The sequence below is a fragment of the Hydrogenophaga sp. genome (assembly GCF_050250835.1).
Classification (GTDB): Bacteria; Pseudomonadota; Gammaproteobacteria; order Burkholderiales; family Burkholderiaceae_C; genus Hydrogenophaga.
In genome coordinates, this window is record NZ_JBFWNX010000001.1 from 231,339 (window position 1) to 251,067 (window position 19,729).

The 19,729-nt window shown below is 66.1% G+C and carries 17 protein-coding genes; 3 read left to right on the top strand and 14 right to left on the bottom strand.

The window, feature by feature from the left end; all coding sequences use genetic code 11:
• Nucleotides 1-32: 32 nt before the first annotated feature.
• The 4 genes from AB7F11_RS01070 to dcd all read right to left on the bottom strand — a co-directional run bounded on the left by AB7F11_RS01070 (nucleotide 33) and on the right by dcd (nucleotide 4,268).
• Nucleotides 33-1,508 carry a DEAD/DEAH box helicase gene (locus AB7F11_RS01070; protein WP_428291489.1) on the bottom strand — a complete coding sequence of 492 codons (1,476 nt, stop codon included), beginning with the start codon at nucleotides 1,506-1,508 and terminating at the stop codon, nucleotides 33-35.
• 67 nt (nucleotides 1,509-1,575) lie between these two features.
• Entirely contained in the window at nucleotides 1,576-2,469 is an 894-nt protein-coding gene (gene ypfJ / locus AB7F11_RS01075; protein WP_428291490.1) for a KPN_02809 family neutral zinc metallopeptidase, read from the bottom strand.
• 58 nt (nucleotides 2,470-2,527) lie between these two features.
• Complete coding sequence (locus tag AB7F11_RS01080; protein WP_428291491.1) at nucleotides 2,528-3,631, bottom strand: fatty acid desaturase; 1,104 nt, start codon at nucleotides 3,629-3,631, stop codon at nucleotides 2,528-2,530.
• 64 nt (nucleotides 3,632-3,695) lie between these two features.
• On the bottom strand, nucleotides 3,696-4,268 hold the full coding sequence (dcd, locus tag AB7F11_RS01085; RefSeq protein ID WP_428291492.1) for a dCTP deaminase: 573 nt from the start codon (nucleotides 4,266-4,268) through the stop codon (nucleotides 3,696-3,698).
• A 183-nt stretch (nucleotides 4,269-4,451) separates the two neighbouring features.
• Between dcd and AB7F11_RS01090 the strand changes: the two genes are divergently transcribed.
• From AB7F11_RS01090 to AB7F11_RS01100, 3 genes are read left to right on the top strand one after another with little or no spacing between them, the layout of a single operon-like run.
• Nucleotides 4,452-5,048, top strand: coding sequence for a GbsR/MarR family transcriptional regulator (locus tag AB7F11_RS01090; protein ID WP_428291493.1), 597 nt, complete (start codon nucleotides 4,452-4,454; stop codon nucleotides 5,046-5,048).
• A 16-nt stretch (nucleotides 5,049-5,064) separates the two neighbouring features.
• A complete protein-coding gene (locus AB7F11_RS01095; protein ID WP_428299803.1) occupies nucleotides 5,065-6,438 on the top strand; it encodes a cytochrome ubiquinol oxidase subunit I in 1,374 nt (457 codons plus the stop codon).
• Nucleotides 6,439-6,454: 16 nt separating this feature from the next.
• Nucleotides 6,455-7,459, top strand: coding sequence for a cytochrome d ubiquinol oxidase subunit II (locus tag AB7F11_RS01100; RefSeq protein WP_428289916.1), 1,005 nt, complete (start codon nucleotides 6,455-6,457; stop codon nucleotides 7,457-7,459).
• Nucleotides 7,460-7,583: 124 nt separating this feature from the next.
• Here AB7F11_RS01100 and guaD read toward each other — a convergent pair whose 3' ends face one another.
• From guaD to AB7F11_RS01150, 10 genes are all read right to left on the bottom strand, one after another.
• Complete coding sequence (gene guaD / locus AB7F11_RS01105) at nucleotides 7,584-8,864, bottom strand: guanine deaminase (RefSeq protein WP_428289915.1); 1,281 nt, start codon at nucleotides 8,862-8,864, stop codon at nucleotides 7,584-7,586.
• Nucleotides 8,865-8,937: 73 nt separating this feature from the next.
• Nucleotides 8,938-10,041 carry a BMP family ABC transporter substrate-binding protein gene (locus tag AB7F11_RS01110; protein ID WP_428289914.1) on the bottom strand — a complete coding sequence of 368 codons (1,104 nt, stop codon included), beginning with the start codon at nucleotides 10,039-10,041 and terminating at the stop codon, nucleotides 8,938-8,940.
• A gap of 72 nt (nucleotides 10,042-10,113) precedes the next feature.
• Nucleotides 10,114-11,253 (bottom strand): Fic family protein, encoded by a 1,140-nt coding sequence (locus tag AB7F11_RS01115; protein ID WP_428289913.1) that lies wholly within the window; start codon nucleotides 11,251-11,253, stop codon nucleotides 10,114-10,116.
• Between the two features lie 87 nt (nucleotides 11,254-11,340).
• On the bottom strand, nucleotides 11,341-12,351 hold the full coding sequence (locus AB7F11_RS01120; RefSeq protein WP_428289912.1) for an adenosine deaminase: 1,011 nt from the start codon (nucleotides 12,349-12,351) through the stop codon (nucleotides 11,341-11,343).
• Nucleotides 12,352-12,365: 14 nt separating this feature from the next.
• On the bottom strand, nucleotides 12,366-13,370 hold the full coding sequence (locus AB7F11_RS01125; protein ID WP_428289911.1) for a Rieske 2Fe-2S domain-containing protein: 1,005 nt from the start codon (nucleotides 13,368-13,370) through the stop codon (nucleotides 12,366-12,368).
• Nucleotides 13,371-13,593: 223 nt separating this feature from the next.
• A complete protein-coding gene (locus AB7F11_RS01130) occupies nucleotides 13,594-14,748 on the bottom strand; it encodes a BMP family ABC transporter substrate-binding protein (protein WP_428289910.1) in 1,155 nt (384 codons plus the stop codon).
• Nucleotides 14,749-15,136: 388 nt separating this feature from the next.
• Complete coding sequence (locus AB7F11_RS01135; protein ID WP_428289909.1) at nucleotides 15,137-16,057, bottom strand: ABC transporter permease; 921 nt, start codon at nucleotides 16,055-16,057, stop codon at nucleotides 15,137-15,139.
• Between the two features lie 111 nt (nucleotides 16,058-16,168).
• On the bottom strand, nucleotides 16,169-17,224 hold the full coding sequence (locus tag AB7F11_RS01140) for an ABC transporter permease (RefSeq protein ID WP_428289908.1): 1,056 nt from the start codon (nucleotides 17,222-17,224) through the stop codon (nucleotides 16,169-16,171).
• Nucleotides 17,211-18,752, bottom strand: a complete 1,542-nt coding sequence (locus AB7F11_RS01145) for an ABC transporter ATP-binding protein (RefSeq protein ID WP_428289907.1) — start codon at nucleotides 18,750-18,752, stop codon at nucleotides 17,211-17,213. The genes AB7F11_RS01140 and AB7F11_RS01145 overlap by 14 nt, the downstream gene beginning before the upstream one ends.
• Before the next feature lie 23 nt (nucleotides 18,753-18,775).
• The gene (locus AB7F11_RS01150; RefSeq protein WP_428289906.1) at nucleotides 18,776-19,720 is read right to left on the bottom strand and encodes a LysR family transcriptional regulator; all 945 of its coding nucleotides are present in this window, start codon (nucleotides 19,718-19,720) and stop codon (nucleotides 18,776-18,778) included.
• Between the last annotated feature and the right edge of the window lie 9 nt (nucleotides 19,721-19,729).

Below are 19,729 nucleotides of genomic sequence, written 5' to 3' on the forward strand. Positions count from 1 at the left end.
CCGCCTGGCAGGGTCGGGCAAGGGCGCTGCCCTCAGCTTTCTTCCTGCACTGGTGCCGGTGCGGGGGCACTCTTGAACAGCGCAGGCACCTTCTTGCGGGTCTTGATGTTGGGCGATGCGCTGCGCGTGGTGGCGCGTTGCGCGACTTCCCACGACGGCGGGGCGTCGCTGGTGGCCGACGGCTCATAGGGCTTGTCGAACAGCGGATCGGCCGGGGCGCGCGGCGCGCGCGCGGGCGGGCGGTCCGGTGAAACGGCACGTTCCGGGCGCTCGCGCCTGGCGCGGGCTTCGCGCCGTTCCTCGCCGTCGTCCGGTGCCTGCCAGGCGCGTTGGCCGTCGTTGAAACGCCCCGCAGGCCGGCGGTCGGCCTCGAATTCCAGCGCTTCGAGTTCGAGCTTCTTGCCCAGCAACTTCTCCAGATCGCCCATCAGTCGCGCATCGCGCCCGCTGACGAACGATACCGCCAGGCCCGATGCACCGGCACGCCCCGTGCGTCCGATGCGGTGGACGTAGTCTTCGGCGTTGAACGGGATGTCGAAGTTGAACACCGCCGGCACGTCCTTGATGTCCAGGCCACGCGCAGCGACATCGGTGCAGACCAGCAGGTCGACCGCGCCGGTCTTGAAGGCATCGAGCGCCTTGAGGCGTTCGTCCTGGCTCTTGTCGCCGTGCAAGGCGGTGGTGTTGAGTCCTTCGCGCTCCAGCGAACGCGCCAGGCGCGCGCAGCCGAGCTTGCTGTTGACGAACACGAAGGCCTGCTTCAGGCCGCGCTCGCGCAGGATCTGCTTGAGCACGGTGCGCTTGTCGTCGTCTTCCACGCGGTAGAAATGCTGTTCCACGGTGGATGCGGTGGCGTTGGAGCGCGCCACCTCGATCGTCACCGGGTCCTGCAGGTAGCTGTTGGCCAGGCGCTTGATCTCGGGCGAGAACGTGGCCGAGAAAAGCAGCGTGGTGCGTTGCTTGGGCAGATAGCTCAGGATGCGCTGCAGGTCAGGCAGGAAGCCGATGTCGAGCATGCGGTCGGCTTCGTCCAGCACCACGTATTCGACCTGGTTGAGCACGCAGTTCTTGGCTTCGATGTGATCCAGCAGGCGCCCTGGCGTGGCCACCAGCACCTCCACGCCCTTCTTGAGTTCGGCGGTCTGCGGCTTCATGTCCATGCCGCCAAACACCACCGTGCTGCGCAGGTTGGTGTACTTGGCGTAGAGCTTGACCTGATCGGCCACCTGGTCGGCCAGTTCGCGTGTGGGCAGCAGCACCAGGGCGCGCACGGGATGGCGGGCTGGCGAGGTGGAAGCGTTCTCGTGCTTGAGCATGCGCTGCAGCAGCGGCAGGGTGAACGCGGCGGTTTTGCCAGTGCCAGTCTGGGCGGCGCCCATCACGTCGCGGCCCTCCAGCACCACCGGAATGGCCTGTGCCTGGATCGGCGTCATGGTCTCGTAGCCCATTTCGGCCACGGCGCGCTCAATGGTGGGCGAGAGGGAAAGTTCGGAAAAGGATTGGGTCATGGACTTCAAAGTTAGCCGGGTATTGTCTCACTTTGACGACTTTTGACCCAAAAGTGCCCGGGATCTGTCAAAGCGACGTCGCTTTGAAGGTGTCGCAAGACTGCACCTGGCCGCTCTGCAAGCCCGCGTTGAACCAGCGCTGGCGCTGCGCGCTGGTGCCGTGGGTGAAGCTGTCGGGCACCACCTGGCCCTGGCTCTTGCGCTGCAAGGCATCGTCGCCAATGGCTGCGGCTGCGGTCAGTGCCTCTTCCACGTCGCCCGGCTCCAGAATCGCCTTGGACTTGTGGTTGTGGTGCGCCCAGAGGCCGGCAAAACAGTCGGCCTGCAGCTCCAGCCGAACCGACATGGCGTTGTATTCGCGCTCGCTCACACGCGAACGCAGTTTCTCCATCTGGTCGGTGATGCCCATCAGGTTCTGCACGTGGTGGCCCACCTCGTGGGCAATCACATAGGCCTGCGCGAAGTCGCCCGGGGCGCCGAGCTGGCGGCGCAAGGTCTCGTAGAAGCTCAGGTCGATGTAGACCTTCTGGTCGCCCGGGCAGTAGAACGGTCCCATGGCCGACTGGCCGGTGCCGCAGGCGGTGGGCGTGGCCCCCCGAAACAGCACCAGGCGCGGTTTCTGGTATTGCGCGCCAGCCTGCTGGAACACCTGGCCCCACACATCCTCGGTGCCGCCCAGCACGGACGCCACGAATTTGCCCATGTCGTCGCTGGGCGCCTGGGCCGGGCCCTGCGCCTGCTCCACCTGGGCCGAAGGCGCCATGTCGCCGCCACTGAGGGCACCCAGGATGGTCAGGGGGTTGATGCCGAAGATCCAGCCCGCCACCAACGCCACCGCGATGGTGCCGATCCCGATGCCGCGCCCGCGTCCTGCTCCACCCAGGCCGCCAAGTCCGCCGCCACCCGGCCGCGAGCGACGGTCTTCCACCTGGTCCGACTGGCGGTTGTTTTCCCATTTCATGCGCGGCTCCTCTGCGGCCCGAATACGGCCACAAGTATCCGCATTATGGGGGGGCGCCTCAGGCCGTTGCTGAAGGCACAGGGCCGGTCGCCCGGCCTTGAAAATCGGTCCAGCAGCGGCGGCTGAAATCGTAGAGCTTGCAGCGCCGCGCCGTGTCGAAATACCAGCGCCAGGAAAAGCGCTGCACGATGATGCGCCCGGGCAGCGCACCTTCCAGAAGTTTCTGCGCGCCCTTGAGCTTGTAGAGCGGGATGCTCATGTCCACGTGGTGTGCGGTGTGCTCCATTATGTGGTGCAGCAGCGCACCGATGCGCAGGGGGAAGGTGAGGTGCACGGTGGTGGAAACGAAGGGCGCGGCCTTCGCCCAGGCGGCCTTGTCGTCGTGCCACTGGACCGCCGTGTGGGTGTGGTGCACGTACACCACGAAGCCGATCATGGCGTTCCAGAACAGGAAGGGCACCGCGAAGCCCGTGCCCAGCAGCAACCACGGCGATTGGCCGGTGGCGAACGCAGCGCCCACCAGCGCACCGATCCACACCGCCGCCGTGGCCACCACGAAAACCCCGTCCCAGACGAACTCGGCGCGGCGCGTGCCCATGTAGGTCTTGCGCGGAAAGAACATGCGGTGCCACCACATCTCCACCAGGTAATACAGCGCCGGGCCAAAGCCGCTGCGGTAGGCGCGCTCCATGGCACGGCGAGCAGGCGACAGGGCCTCGTACTCCTCGCGGGTGAGCGGCGCCCAGACGAAATCCACGCCCTTGAGGTTGGTGTAGCCGTGGTGCACCACGTTGTGCCCCACTTCCCACAGGCTGTAGGGCGTGAGCGATGGCGCCATGGCAATGCGACCCAGCACGCGGTTCAAGCCCCGGTGCGGCGTGTAGCTCTGGTGGCAGGCGTCGTGGCCGATGATGAAGAGACGGCCGATCATGAAGCCCGCGCCCAGGCCGCACAGCAGCTTGGCCCACCACGCGCCGAGCAGCACCGTGCCGCTCATCCATGCGGCGAACACCAGCCAGTCGAACGCCAGCAGGGCGATGGCGCGCACGGTGCGGCGCTCGACAATGGGCGCGAGCCAGCCGCGAATCACCTTGCGGTGTGGCAGCGGCTGGCCAGCGGGAACGGGGTCGGGGAGTGTGAAGGAGGGAGGGAGACTGGACATGGGCCGGGATGCTAGACCCGACCTCCCCCGATGGCCTTGACGCAGGTCAAGAACCGGAAAGCCTTCAGGCCTTGGGGAGCGTCACGCCGGTCTGCCCCTGGTACTTGCCGCCGCGGTCTTTGTAGCTGACTTCGCAGACGTCGTCTGCATCGCTCTCGAAGAACAGCACCTGCGCGCAGCCTTCGCCGGCATAGATCTTGGCCGGCAGCGGCGTGGTGTTGCTGAACTCCAGCGTCACATAGCCTTCCCACTCGGGCTCGAAGGGCGTGACGTTGACGATGATGCCGCAGCGCGCGTAGGTGCTCTTGCCGAGGCAGATGGTGAGCACATTGCGCGGGATGCGGAAGTACTCCATGGTGCGCGCCAGCGCGAAGCTGTTGGGCGGGATGACGCACACGTCCTTGTTGATGTCGACGAAGCTGTTTTCGTCGAAGTTCTTCGGGTCCACCACCGTGCTGTGGATGTTGGTGAACACCTTGAATTCGGGCGCACAGCGGATGTCGTAGCCGTAGCTGCTGGTGCCATAGCTGATCACCTTGCGGCCATCCACCTCGCGCACCTGGCCGGGCTCGAAGGGTTCGATAAGGCCGTGTTGTTCGGCCATGCGGCGGATCCACTTGTCGCTTTTGATGCTCATGGGGCGCGATTGTATGCATAGGGCCCCCGCGCTCCGCCGCTGCGCGGGTCGCTGCCCCCCGAGGGGGCTGATCCGCCTTGGGGCGGCCCGGCGGCGGATCGTGCTCCGCTGAATAACCCTGCGTAGTTTGCGAATTTTCAGTAATTACTGAAAATTCAGGCTGAAGCCGCTACAGTGACGCCCATGCCGCTGCAAGACCACCTCCCCCCGCTCAACCGAGAATTCGTCGCCCACTTCGGGGAGATGGGCAGCCGCTGGGGCATCAACCGCACCGTGGGGCAGATCTACGCCCTGCTCTTCATTTCGCCCAACGCGCTCAATGCCGACGAGATTGCCGAGACGCTGGAGTTCTCGCGCTCAAACGTGAGCATGGGCTTGAAGGAGCTACAGGCGTGGCGACTGGTGCGCCTGCGCCACCAGCCGGGCGACCGGCGCGAGTACTTCGAGGCGCCGGCCGATGTGTGGGAAATCTTTCGCGTGCTGGCCGAGGAGCGGCGCCGCCGTGAGGTGGAGCCCACGCTGTCGATGTTGCGCACCGCGCTGCTGGAAACGCCCAAGACCGAGGCCGAGCGCCATGCCCAGGAGCGCATGCGGCAGATGCACGATCTGATCGACCGGCTCATGACGTGGTTTGACGACGTGCAGAAGCTCGCGCCCGAGACCGCCATGCAGCTCATGGGCATGGGCGCCACGGTGACGCGTGTGCTCGAACTCAAGGACCGTCTGACCGGCAAGGGTGCGCGAGGCGCGCGGCCCGAGAAGCTGCCCGACGCCGCCTGAACCGGAGATCAACCCCATGGACGCCCTGATCCTCTCCCGCATCCAGTTCGCCGCCAACATCAGCTTTCACATCCTGTTCCCCACCATCACCATCGCGCTGTGCTGGTTCCTGGTGTTTTTCCGGCTGCGCTTCCTCAAGACGCGCGACCCGGCCTGGGAAGAGGCCTACTACTTCTGGACCAAGGTGTTCGCGCTGACCTTCGCGCTAGGCGTGGTGTCGGGCATTGTCATGAGCTTCCAGTTCGGCACCAACTGGCCGGGCTTCATGGAAAAGACCGGCAACATCTCGGGCCCGCTGCTGGGCTATGAAGTGCTCACCGCTTTCTTCCTGGAGGCCAGCTTCCTGGGCATCATGCTGTTCGGCCGTGGGCGTGTGAGCGAGCGTGTGCACCTGGCTGCCACCATGCTGGTCGCGTTCGGCACCACCATGTCGGCGTTCTGGATCCTGAGCCTGAATTCGTGGATGCAGACACCCGCCGGGTTCGAGATCGTGGATGGCAAGTTCATTCCGGTCGACTGGCTCGCCGTGGTGTTCAACCCTTCGTTCCCCTACCGCTTCGCGCACAAGCTGCTGGCCTCCACACTCACCGCGTCCTTCCTCATCGCTGGCCTGTGCGCCTGGCAGCTGCTCAAGGGCAGCGCCACGCACGGCACGCACAAGGCGCTGCGCACGGCCCTGGTTGCCGCCGCGGTGGCCATGCCGCTGCAGTTCGTGGCTGGCGACATGCATGGTCTGAACACGCTGGAGCACCAGCCCGCCAAGATCGCTGCGCTCGAAGGCATCTGGCACACCGAGAAGAGCGCGCCGCTCACGCTGTTCGGCATTCCCGACGAAGCGGCACGCACCACGCACTACGCCGTGAAGATTCCGAAGATGGCGAGCCTGATCCTGGCGCACGACATGGACGCGGAGCTGAAGGGCCTGAACGAATTTCCCGGCGCGCATCCGCCGGTGGCGCCGATCTTCTGGGCGTTCCGCGTGATGGTGGGCGTGGGTTCTCTGATGCTGGTGGTGGCCTGGTGGGGTGCCTGGATGCTCTGGCGCCAGCGCAGGGAAGGTGCGCACCCCGATGGCCGCGTGAAGCTGCCGCGCCCGCTGTTGTGGACGCTGGCGGGCATGACCTTCTCGGGCTGGCTGGCCACGCTCGCGGGCTGGTATGTCACCGAAATCGGCCGCCAACCCTTCGTCGTCTACGGTCACCTGCGCACGGCGGATGTGGCCACACAGATCGCGCCGCCCATGATCGCGCTCACGCTCACGGCCTACCTCATCGTCTATGGGCTGCTGCTCATCACCTATGTGGGCGTGCTCAAGTACATGGCCGAGCATCCTTTCAAGCACGCACCCGAAGCCCCGGCCGGCGCGGCGCTCGGCAAGGCGGGCGTCTGATCAAGGGGAACACCACATGACCACCTGGGCCGAAATCCTGCCTCTGATCTTTCTCGCCGTGATGGGCCTGGCGCTGCTCGCGTACGTCATCCTCGACGGCTACGACCTCGGCGTGGGCCTGCTGCTGCCGCTGGCGCAGAGCAAGGAAGAGAAAGACACCATGATCTCCAGCATCGGCCCGTTCTGGGACGCCAACGAGACCTGGCTGGTGCTGGGGGTGGGCGTGCTGCTGGTGGCCTTCCCCATGGCACACGGCCTGGTGCTGCAGGCGCTGTACCTGCCGGTGGCGGTGATGCTGATCGGCCTGATCCTGCGCGGCGTGGCGTTCGACTTCCGAGTGAAGGCGCCCACGAAATACGTGCCGTTCTGGAACCGCTCGTTCTTCGTGGGTTCGCTGCTGGCGAGCAGCTCGCAAGGCTGGATGCTGGGCAGCTACATCACGGGGTTCGACAGCGGCTGGATCGGCCTGGCGTTCAGCCTGGGCATAGCGATCACGCTGCCGGCAGCGTATGTGTTGCTCGGCGCGGGCTGGCTGATCATGAAGACCGAGGGTGAACTGCAGGCGCACGCGGTGCGCTGGGCAGCCCGCGTGTTGTGGCCCATGGGTTTTGCGCTGGTGGCCATCTCGGCGGCGACACCGCTGGTGAACCCCGGCGTGGTGGCGAAATGGTTCAGCGTGCCGGAGGTGTTCGGCCTGATGCCGATTCCGCTGAGCTGCGCCATCGCCTTCTTCGCGGTGCGCTGGGTGGTGACGCACCCGAACGTGGTGAAGGCGGGCTACGGCTGGGTGGTGTTTGCGGCCACGGTGCTGATCTTCATCCTGGCCTTCTTCGGTCTGGCTTACAGCATCTTTCCGGACATCGTGATCGGCCGCATGACAGTGTGGGAAGCCGCCATTTCCACCGAGTCGCTCACCGTCGTGTTCGTGGGTGTGGCGATCACCTTGCCGGTGATCATCGTGTACACGATCTACATGTACCGGGTGTTCTGGGGGAAAGCGCGGGCCTTGACGTATACGTAGCCCCCCTGCGCCGCTGTTGCGGCTTCCCCCCTCTCTGGCGCGCCTTCGGCACTTGGAGGGGGGGACGGCATCTCGGGTCGGCGGAGCCGGACCCTTGTTGCCCCTGGTAGTCGACGGGGCGACCTTACTGTCCGGCGATCACCGTGCGTTCGACGACCCGGTCATCTCCCAGAACAATCAACGCAAACAGCAATTCATCCAGACTGCTGGCCTGCGACGTCTTGCGCGCCAGCAAAGGCGTGGCCTGCGGATCGAGCACCACAAAATCGGCCTCGTTGCCCGGTTGCAGATTCCCCACCACACCTTCAAGACCCAAAGCCCTCGCGGCACCCGCCGTGTGCTGCCACCACAACTGCCCCGGTGTGAGGCTCAGGCCGGTCTTGGTGTGGCCCTCTCGGCCCACGCAGTACGCGGCCAGCATGGTGTGAAAGGGCGAAAAACTGGTGCCGCCACCGACATCGCTCGCCAGCCCATAGCCCATGCCCGCCGCGTTCGCCGCTGCGTAGTCGAAGAACCCGCTGCCCAGGAACAGGTTGCTCGTCGGGCTCACCGCCGCCACCGTGGCAGTGCGCGCCATCAGCTCGCGGTCGGCCTGGTCCAGATGGATGCAGTGGGCGTACACCGCGCGCTTTCGGAGCAACCCGAAGTCGTCGTACACGCCCAGGTAACTGCGCGAGTCGGGAAACAGCTCCGCCGCCCAGCGCACCTCGTCGCGGTTTTCCGCCACATGCGACTGGATCCACACGTCGCCGTACTTCGCCGCCAGTTCCCCCGCTCCGCGCAATTGCGCCGGCGTGCTGGTGGGCGCAAAGCGCGGCGTGATCGCGTAGCCCAGGCGGTCCACACCGTGCCAGCGCTGAATCAACGATTCGGTGTCGATCAGGCTCTGCTCGGTCTCATCGCGCACGCCGTCCGGGCTGTGCCGGTCCTGCAGCACCTTGCCGGTGATGAAGCGCAGGCCGCGAGCGCGCGCCGCCTCGAACGCTGCGTCCACCGAGGCGGGGTGCGAGGTGGCGAATGTGAGCGCCGTGGTCACGCCGTGGCGCGCGAGTTCGTCGAAGAAGAAGCCCGCCACCTCGCTCGCATGCTCGGGGTCGGAGAAACGCGTCTCGTGCGGAAATGTGTAGTTTTCCAGCCAGGGCAACAGGCCCGCTGCCGGCGCACCAATCACATCGGTTTGCGGGTAGTGAACATGCATGTCCACAAACCCCGGTGCAATCAGCTTGCCGCGGAGGTCTTCCACCGAGACGCCGGGAAAGTTCCCGATCAGCGTGTCGTGGTCGCCCACCGCACGCACCACACGCCGACCTTGAGCATCGGGGCCCACCACGAGCAGGCCATCGGCCTCGTACACGGGGCTCTGATCGTCGGCAAAACGGAGGATGGCGGCGCGGTAGGCTCTCATTTGAACGAGCTTAACGCCTCATGCGCGCGACGGCATAACGCCCTGCCGATAGGACCCATACCGCCGCCGAGGGTCAACGGTCTACAGAACCCTGCACGCCTTCCACCAGCCAGTTCATGCCGAGAATCTGCGCGTCGCTCAGGCCCTGCCCGGCTTCGATCACGGTCTTGCCCTGGTTGTCGCGCACCGGCGCGGTGCGCGCTGCGGCGAACACCGGCCATCTGCCCGCAGCCATGTCGGCCTGGCGCGCCAGCACTTCGTCGCGCACGGCGGCGGGCACCTTGCTGCCGAAGGCATCGACGCGGATCATCCCGTCTTTCACGCCGCCCCACACCCTGCCGCTTTGCCAGGTGCCGTCCAGCACCGCCTGCACGCGGCGTGTGTAGTAGTCGCCCCAGAGGTGCGTGACCGCCACCACCTGCGCATCGGGTGCGACCTTGCGCATGTCGGAGTGGTAGGCCACAGCCAGCTTGCCGCGCTCCTGCGCGGCGGTCATCACGGCGGTGGAGCCAGTGTGGAAGGCCAGCACTTCGGCGCCCTGGTTCATCAGCGTCATGGCGGCATCGCGCTCGCGCGGCGGGTTGAACCACTCGCCCAGCCACACCACCTTCACCGTGGCACGTGGATTCACCGAGCGCATGCCCAGCGTGAAGGCGTTGATGCCCTGGATCACTTCCGGAATGGGAAAGCCCGCCACATAGCCGGCCTGCGTGGCCATGCGGCCGGCGGCCACACCGGCCAGGTAACGACCTTCGTAGTAGCGCGCATTGGCCGTGGCCACGTTGGGCGCCGTCTTGTAGCCGGTGACGGACTCGAACTTCACGTCCGGAAACTCGCGAGCCACTTTCAGCGTGGGTTCCATGTAGCCGAAGCTGGGCGTGAAGATGATGCGGTGACCCTGTTGCGCCAGATCGCGGATCACGCGCTCGGCGTCCGCGCCTTCGGGCACGTTCTCCACATAGCGCGTCTCCACCCGGTTACCCAGCGCGGCCTGCACCGCGAGGCGCCCCTGCTCATGCTGACGCACCCAGCCGGCATCGGTGAGCGGCGCCACATAGACGAAGCCGACCTTCAATGGTGGCGGCGACGTCTGTGCCCGGGTGATGGACAGGGGAGATAAAAAGCTGGCAACTGCCAGCACGCACAAGGCGCGCCGGGTCACGAGGTTTTTGTACATGGTGTTCCTCTACATGGCTTCCGTGAATGAAAAAGCGAGCCGGGGAAGCACCGGGCTCGCTGGGCGCAGATTTTACCCGGGGTCGCCTGTCACCAGTTCGTAAGCCGAGCTGCGTCCGCCCTCCTCAGTCTTGCGCAACGCACCGAGAGACACGAGATGCTGGATATCGCGCAACGCGGTGTCCGACGAACATCGGGTCAGTCTGGCCCACTGCCCACTGGTCAGACGTCCCTCCATACCGTCGAGCACGCGGTTCAGCATGGCGACCTGTCGATCGTTGAGCGGTGTTTGCGCCCAGCGCTGCCAGAAGGAAGCCTTCTGCAACACCGAATCCAGCGTCGCGTGCGCGCTGTCAATGGCTCGCCTCAAGGTCGTGATGAACCACGCAAGCCATTCCGTCACATCCAGTCGGCCCCGTTGCGTGCGCTCCAACACCTGGTAATAGGCCTTGCGCTCACGCTGTATCTGCGCAGAAAGGCTGTAGAAGCGCTGCGGGCTGCCGTCGCCACGGGCCAGGAACAAGTCGCCCACGGCGCGCGCGATGCGGCCATTGCCATCGTCGAAAGGATGCAACGTGACGAACCACAGGTGCGCCAGACCTGCCTTGATGACGGAAGACTCGCCCGTGGAGGCATTGGCCCACGCCAGGAATTCGCCCATCTCCCGCTCCAGCCGCTGCGCGGGCGGCGCTTCGAAGTGAACCCGCTGTCGCTGCACAGGCCCGGACACCACCTGCATGGCGCCGCTGGCATCGTTGCGCCATGCGCCCACCCGGATTCGGGTGAGTGAGCCAAAACCCGTGGGGAACAAGGCCGCATGCCAGCCAAACAGCCGCTCGGCGCTCAAGGGCGCCTGGCAATTTCCTGTGGCGTCCAGCACCATGTCGACCACACCGTCCACATGCCGGTCGGCTGGCGCGAGCGCGCCAATGTCCACACCGAGACGACGTGCAACGGACGAACGCACGGAATCCTCATCGAGTTGCTCACCTTCGATGGCGCTGGTCTTGAGCACATCGTCGGTCAAGGCACTCAGCGCGGCGCGGTCGCGCGAGGCAGGCCCTGCATCGGCCATGCGCCCCAGCAGCAAGCCCTGGGCGCGGCTCACCTCGCCCACGGATTCACTCAATGCCGGGAGATCGTAGTGAAGCGCCGGCCAGTCGGGTGACTGCCAGACATAACGGACATCGGGTCTGTATTCGCCGCTTTTCATGCGGCGATTATGCCGCCATTCGCCGCAAGCCGCCCGTATTCACCGCAGAATATGCGGCGAATAGCACGCGCATTCGCCGCACGCGCTTCAGCCGCTGATGGCGGCATCCAGCATGGCGGTCATTTCTTCGCGGCGCGTCTCATTCACAAAGCTCGCCTCGATGCTGTTGCGGGCCAGGGTGATCACGTCTTCGCGCGAGAGCTGCAATGCCTGCACGGTCTGCACGAAGTTGGCGTTCATGTAGCCACCAAAGTAGGCCGGGTCGTCGCTGTTGACGGTGGCGCACAGGCCGGCGTCGAGCAGGCGCTTCATGGGGTGATCCGTCAAGTCGCTCACCACGCAGAGCTTGAGATTGGAGAGCGGGCACACGGTGAGCGGCATGCGGCGGCGGGCGAGTTCGGCGACGAGCTTCGGGTCTTCCAGGCTGCGCACACCGTGGTCGATGCGCTCGGTCTTCAGGTCGTTGAGCGCTTCCCAGATGTAGTCGGGCGGTCCTTCCTCGCCCGCGTGGGCCACGATCCGCAGATCCAGCTCTCGACAACGAGCGAACACGCGCGAGAACTTCGAGGGTGGGTGCCCCACTTCGCTGGAATCGAGGCCCACGCCGATGAAGTGCGAGCGGTAGGGCAAGGCGGCCTCCAGTGTGGCGAACGCGTCTTCTTCGCTGAGGTGGCGCAGGAAGCAAAGGATGAGTTCGGCACTCATGCCCAGCTCACCGCGTGCACGTTCGCAGGCGCTGGCCAGGCCCTGGATGACGGTGGCCATGGGCACGCCGCGCGAGGTGTGGGTCTGCGGGTCGAAGAACACTTCGCTGTGCACCACGTTGTCGGCCCTGGCGCGCAGGAAGTAGGCCCAGGCCATGTCGTGAAAATCGGCCTCGTGCAGCAGCACGCTGGCGCCGGCGTAGTAGATGTCCAGGAAGCTCTGCAGGTCGGTGAAGGCGTAGGCCGCGCGCAGGGCTTCCACGCTGGCGTAGGGCAGTGCGAGCCCATTGCGCTCGGCCAGCGCGAAGATCAGTTCGGGTTCCAGCGAGCCTTCGATGTGGATGTGCAGCTCAGCCTTGGGGATGGCGGTGGCCAGTTCGGCGGCGGTGGTCATGTTCTCTCCCGTGTTCAACACGTGCCCAGCGAAATGCCCAGGCGTTTCAGGTACCGGCGGTACGCGCTGGAGACGCGGTCCGCCGGGCCGTGCACTTCGGTGACCGGCGCCAGCCGGCCCACCGGCAAGGCGCGCGGTGTCTGTGATTCCACCACAGGCCGGTCCTGCGAAAACACGGCGTCCTGGAATTCGCGCAGGGCTTCGTCACTGGAGCCGTCGCCCTGCGTGGCCATGGCGAACCAGGCGGTGCAACTCTCGTGCCCGTCGGGTCGCACGAAGAGCGCAATGGCGTTGCTCACCGGGTCACCTTCCGCCGCATCCTTGCGCAGGATGGCCGCAAAGGGATGGGGCACGGTGTAGCGGTAGGCGATCCAGGCTCCGCCCTCGGCACCGGCGTAAGCGCGCGGTTGCCAGGCGCGTGCGCCGTTCACCTGCACGCCATCGACGCCCTCTTCCACCTGGCCAATGCCCACCTGCGCATGGCTTCGCTCCCCGAGCCATCCTTCGTGCACGAAGCCGAAATGGCTGAGGTCCAGAAAGTTTTCCACCAGGCGTGGTGCGCTGGTGTTGAGTTCGTAGGGGCCGCACAGCACCTGACGCCAGGCCGGGTTGTCACCGGGCTCGAACATCGGCAGATCCGGCAGGGCTTGCGTGGGTTGGCCGAGGCGCACCCACACCAGGCCATAGCGCTCGCGCGCTTCATGCACCGTGGCCACATGGCTGGCGGGCGGATCGAACTCCGGCGCAGCCGGCACATGCTTGCATCGACCACCGGCTTCAAACTGCCAGCCGTGGTACGGGCATTCCAGCCGCGCACCGTGCAAGCCGATGAGCACACGGCCCAGCGAAAGGCTGGCGCCCCGGTGCGGGCAGCGGTCGGCCCAGGCATGCACCTGGCTGGTGCCGTGGGTGTGCTCGCGCCAGAGCACGAGCCGCTGGCCGAGAAGGGTGCAGCCCAGGGGTTCGTCGCGCAGTTCGTGCGCGGCGATGACCGGGTGCCAGAGTTGCTGTTCGATCACTTGCTTTCCATCCTGCAAATCCGCGCGGGGCTCTCACCCTCCTTCGACAAGCTCAGGACAGGCCAAGCCTCTCCCTGAGGGAGAGGGCGCAACTCCCCTTCGACCCAACGAAAAAGGGCCACCCGGAGGCAGCCCTTTGTCCAGAGGTACCGCGGAACCGGCTCCGCCGGGCCGCAGGTACCGCCCCCTTGAGGGAGTCGCGCGAAGCGCGGCGGGGGTGAGCTTAATTGGGCACTTTGCCTTCAACGCCCTTGACGTAGAACTTCACGCCGCCGAGGAATTTGTCGTCAGCAACCGCGTCCTTGGCCAGAACTTCCTTGCCATCCTGGCCCAGGATCGGGCCCTTCCAGATGTTGTAGGTGCCAGCCTTCAGGCCTGCACGCACTTCATCGACCTTGGCCTTGGCCTCGGCGGGCACGTCTTCGGCCACGGAGACCATGTCGATAGCGCCTTCCTTCACGCCCCACCACACGCCACCGGTGGACCAGGTGCCTTCCAGCACGTCCCTGGTGGCCTTGATGTAGTAAGGCGCCCAGTTGATCACGGCCGAGCCCAGGTGGGCCTTGGGGCCGTAGGCGGTCATGTCCGAGTCCCAGCCGAAGGCGCGCTTGCCCAGCTTTTCGGCGGTCTGCAGCACGGCCGACGAGTCGGTGTTCTGCATCAGCACGTCGGCGCCGCCGTTGATCAGCGAGGTGGCGGCTTCGGTTTCCTTCGGCGGGTCGAACCAGCCGTTCACCCAGACCACCTTGGTCTTGACCTTGGGGTTCACCGACTGCGCGCCCAGCGTGAAACTGTTGATGTTGCGGATCACTTCAGGAATTGGAATCGAGGCCACCACGCCCAGCGTGTTGGTCTTGGTCATGCTGCCCGCGATGATGCCGGCCATGTACGCACCTTCATACGTGCGGCTGTCGTAGGTGCGCATGTTCTCGGCGGTCTTGTAGCCGGTGGAGTGCTCGAACTTCACGTCCTTGAAATCGGGCGCGACCTTGAGCATGGGTTCCATGTAGCCGAAGGTGGTGCCGAACACCAGCTTGTTGCCCTGGCTGGCCATGTCGCGCAGCACGCGCTCGGCATCGGCGCTCTCGGGCACGTTCTCCACGAAGCTGGTGACCACCTTGTCGCCGAACTCCTTCTCCACCGCCTTGCGGCCGTTGTCGTGGGCAAAGGTCCAGCCACCATCGCCCACCGGGCCGACATAGGCAAACGCGATCTTCAGCGGCTCAGGCTTCGGTGCCGGGGCGGCGGCCGGAGCCGGCGCGGAAGCAGCGGCGGGCGCAGCGGCCTCTTCCTTCTTGCCGCAGCCGATCAGCACGGCGCTGGTCAACGCGGTCAACGCGGCAACCTTCATCAGGGAGCGTTTGTTCAGGTCTGTCATGGATGAACCTTTGGATTGGTGGTAGGGGTAAGGGTTTAAGCGAACTGACACATCTTAATGAATTGCGAACCGCAAAACATCGGGACAAGGAGAGAAACGGCGGCACGAGGCATGGACGCTTCCGGAGAGAAGTCGGGACGCCGCCGGGCCGCCCCCAAGGCAGGCCCAGCCCCCTCGAGGGGCAGCGACCCGCGCAGCGGCGGAGCGTGGGGGCAAGAAGGCCGAAGTGCCGGGCCGCCCCAAGCGAGGCCAGCCCCCTCGGGGGGCAGCGACCCGCGCAGCGGCGGAGCGTGGGGGCAAGAAGGCCGAAGTGCCGGGCCGCCCCAAGCGAGGCCAGCCCCCTCGGGGGGCAGCGACCCGCGCAGCGGCGGAGCGTGGGGGTCCACATTCAGGCACCCGGGTAGAAGGGTTTTCCGATCGAAGTCGGCATGTTGATCCTTATCCAGGTCGGGTTGCGGGAGATCAGCACCAGCACGACGATGGTGGCCACGTAGGGCATCATCGTCAGGAACTGGCTGGGCACGTTCACGCCAATGCCCTGCAGGTGGAACTGCAGCATGGTCACGCCGCCGAACAGATAGGCACCCAGCAGAACACGGGCCGGGCGCCAGGTGGCAAATGTGGTGAGGGCCAGCGCAATCCAGCCCTTGCCGGCGATCATGCCCTCCACCCACAGCGGCGTGTACACGGTGGACACGTACGCACCCGCGAGTCCGCACAGCGCGCCACCGGCCATCACCGCCATCAGGCGGATGCGGCGCACCGGGTACCCCAGCGCGTGCGCCGATTCCGGGCTCTCGCCCACGCTGCGCAACACCAGGCCCGAGCGTGTGCGGTACAGGAACCAGATCAGCCCCAGCACCAGCGCCACGCAGGCGTACACCATGGGGTGGTGGCGGAACAGCGCGGGGCCGATCAGTGGAATGTCGCCGAGCAGCGGAATCGCGAAGCGGGTTTGCTCGGGCAGTTTTTCCTGCACGTAGCTGCTGCCCGCAAACGCCGAAAACCCCGCACCGAACAGGCTGAGCGCCAGGCCGGTGGCGTACTGGTTGGTGTTGAGCCAGATCACCAGGCCGCCGAAGATGGCCGCGAGCAAAGCGCCCGCGCCCATCCCGGCCAGAAACCCCAGCGTGGTGCTGCCGGTGTGCACCACGGTGGCGAAACCAGCGAGCGCAGCGCACAGCATCATGCCCTCGGCACCCAGGTTGACGATGCCGGCCTTCTCGTTGATCAACAGGCCCAGCGAGGCAATGGCCAGCACGGTGCCCGCGTTGAGCGAGGCGGCGAATAGCAGTGCGATGGATTCCATATCAATAGACCTTGTCGTTCAACGTGAATGGGCTTCCGCCGGGCCGCCCCAAGGAAGGCCCACGCCTGCCTGGGGGGCAGCGACCCGCGAAGCGGTGGAGCGTGGGGGCAGTCATTTCTTCCACACGAGGCGGTAGGCAATGAGCGTGTCGCAGGCCAGCAGCGCAAACAGCAGCAGGCCCTGGAACACCCCGGTGATCGACTTGGGCAAGCCCAGGCGCGATTGCGCGAGCTCGCCGCCGATGTAGAACATGCTCATGAGGATGGCCGAGAACACGATGCCCACCGGGTGCAGCCGCCCCACGAAGGCGACGATGATGGCCGCGAAGCCGTAACCCGCCGGCACATACGGCGTGAGCTGGCCAATGGGCCCGGCCACTTCCAGCGCACCGGCCAGGCCGGCGGCGCCGCCCGAGGTGAGCAGCGCGATCCACAGCGCCTTGCGCGAGGAGAAGCCCGCATAGCGCGCCGCCGCCGGTGCCAGGCCACCCACCAGTTGCGCATAGCCCGAGTAGGTACGGAACAGAAACACCCACACCGCAGCCACGCCGGCGAGCGCCAGCAGCAGGCCGATGTTCACGCGCGATCCGCTCATCAGCCGCGGAATCTGTGTCACCGACTCGAAGGTCTTGGTCTGAGGAAAGTTGTAGCCCTGCGGGTCCTTCCACGGTCCATACACCAGGAAGTTCAGCACCTGCACCGCCACGTACACCAGCATCAGGCTGACCAGGATCTCGTTGGCGTTGAAGCGGTCGCGCAGCAGCGCCGTGATGCCGGCCCACAGCATGCCGCCCAGCACACCGGCCGCCAGCACCGCGGGCACGATCCACATCCCCGTGTCTTTGGTGGCCAGCAGCGCCATGCCACCGGCGCAGATGGCACCGACGATGTACTGTCCCTCGGCGCCGATGTTCCACACGTTGGAGCGGAAACACACCGCCAGCCCCAGCGCGATGATGAGCAACGGCGTGGCCTTGACCATGAGTTCCGAGAGCGCGTACGTGCTCTTGATGGGTTCCCAGAAAAACACCTGCAGTCCGCGCACCGGGTCCTTGCCGAGCACCGCGAAAAGAATGACCCCGACCACCACCGTGATAAGCAGCGCCAGCAACGGGGATGCGTAGCCCCAGCGCGCCGAGGGCTGGGGACGAACTTCAAGCCGCAGCATGGGCGGTCTCCTCTTTGTGGTGTTCTGTCGATGTGTCCCACAGGCCTGACATCCATTCGCCGATGCGCTCGATGGTCGCGTCCTTGCGGTCCATGCTGGGCGAGAGGCGGCCCTTGGCGATCACGTGCAGGCGGTCGCTGATCTCGAAGAGTTCGTCGAGCTCTTCGCTGACCACCAGCACCGCGCAACCCGCGTCGCGCAGCGCCAGGATCTGGCCGCGAATCTGCGCCGAGGCGCCCACGTCCACACCCCAGGTGGGCTGGCTCACGATGAGCAGCTTGGGTTTGGCTTCGATCTCGCGGCCGACAATGAATTTCTGCAGGTTGCCGCCCGAGAGCGACTTGGCCGCCGCGTCCGGCCCGTTGGCCTTCACGTTGTAGCGAGCGATCACGTCAGCAGCCTGCTTTTTCAGCGCGCTCACCTTGATCCAGCCCCCTGCACCCAGCGCGTCACGCCGCGATAGCAGCAGGTTGTGGGCCAGCGAGAGGGTGGGCACGGCACCGCGCCCCAGGCGTTCCTCGGGCACGAAATGCTGGCCCAGCGCGCGGCGCTTGCCCGGCCCGTAGCGTGAAGCGTCCTGACCACCCACGCGGATGCTGCCTGCGGGAGCGCGGCGGTCTTCGCCGGAGAGCGCATAGAGCAGTTCGCTCTGCCCGTTGCCCGACACCCCGGCAATGCCTACCACCTCGCCGGCGCGCACGGTGAGCGCGACGTCGTGAAGCTGTGTGCCGAAGGGATCGTCGCTGGCGAGCGTAAGGCCGCTGACCTCCAGCACGGTCGCGCCCGCGTGCAGCTCGCGCACATCCAGCGCGGGCGGCTCGGCGCCGATCATCAGGCGCGAGAGCGAGGCGTTGCTTTCCTGGCGCGGGTCGCACACACCGGTGACCTTGCCGCCGCGCAGCACGGTGCAGGCGTTGCACAGTTCGCGGATTTCGTGCAGCTTGTGACTGATGTAGAGAATGCTGCAGCCTTCCGAAGCGAGCTTGCGCAGCACCACGAAGAGCTTTTCCACCGCCTGCGGCGTGAGCACCGAAGTGGGTTCGTCCAGGATCAGCAGTTGCGGATTCGTCAGCAGCGCACGGATGATCTCCACCCGCTGCATCTCGCCCACGCTGAGCGTGTGCACCGGGCGCGCGGGGTCGATGTCCAGCCCATATTCGGCGGCCTTGGCGGTGATGCTCGCAGCCACCGCCGGCAGGCTCAGCGATTTGTCCAGCCCCAGCCACACGTTTTCGGCCACGGTGAGCGTGTCGAACAGGCTGAAGTGCTGAAACACCATGCTGATGCCCAGCGCGCGTGCTTCCTGCGGATTGCGGATGTGAACCGGCTTGCCGTTGAACATCACCGAACCTTCATCGGGCTTGACCGAGCCGTAGATGATCTTCATCAGGGTGGACTTGCCGGCGCCGTTCTCGCCGAGCACCGCATGCACCTCGCCGGGCTGCACGGTGAGCGAGACACCGCTGTTGGCCACTACACCGGGATATCGCTTGGTGATGCCGCTCAGTTGAAGTCGATGGGTGGTCATGTGTCTCCTTTTTTCGGGTGGGGTCAGGACTCGGCGTCCAGCCGCTTGAGCGAAGCGGCGACCGTCTTGATCTGCTCGCGCAGCCAGCGTGCCGCGTTGGATGCATGCGTGCGTTCATGCCAGAGCTGGTAGTACATCATCCGGGGAAACTCCACCGGGCTGGGCAGCACCTTCACCGGCAGCACGCCGGTGAATCGCTCGCAGTACTGGCGCCCGGTGGTCAGCACCAGCAGGCTGCCTGCCACCATCGCGGGAATCAATCCGAAATGCGGGCAGCGCGCTGTGATGTTGCGCACCAGGCCGAGGCTGGCCAGGTGATCGTCGATGAAGCCGCGCGCGCCGGGGTGGGTGGGCGTGGGTGCGATGTGCTCGGCGCCCAGCCAGGCCTCCACGTCCCAGCCGCGCCGCGCGGCGGGGTGCTGGTTGGACACCAGGCACACCACCTCGTCGCCGAACAGGCGGCCCAGGTGCAGGTCGTCCGGCGGCTGCGCCCAGTTGCCAATCACCACGTCCACGTCGCCCTGGGCCAGGTGGTTGCGGTAATCCGAATCTCGCGAGAGCGGGTGGATGTCAATCGGGCAATGCGGGGCCAGGCTCTTGATCTGCGTGACGAGCTGCGGGAGGAACAGCGGGTCCAGGTAGTCGCTGGCGGCCAGGCTGAAGCTGTGGTGAGCGGTGGCGGGGTCGAAGCTGCGAGCGTCGGAGAACAGCACCTCCGCGCTGCGCAGGATGTCGGCCGCCGGTTCGATCATGCGCAGGCCTGCCACCGTGGGCACCATGCCCGAGCCCGAACGCACCAGAAGGGGATCTCCGGCGAGTTCGCGCAGGCGTTTCAGGGCTGCGCTTACCGCCGGCTGGTACATGCCCAGGCGCAGCGCCGCACGCGAGACGCTGCGCTCGGTGAGCACGGTGTGCAGCACGCGAATCAGGTGCAGGTCTATCTTGTCGAACATGGCCCCGTATTTCATACCGGTGTC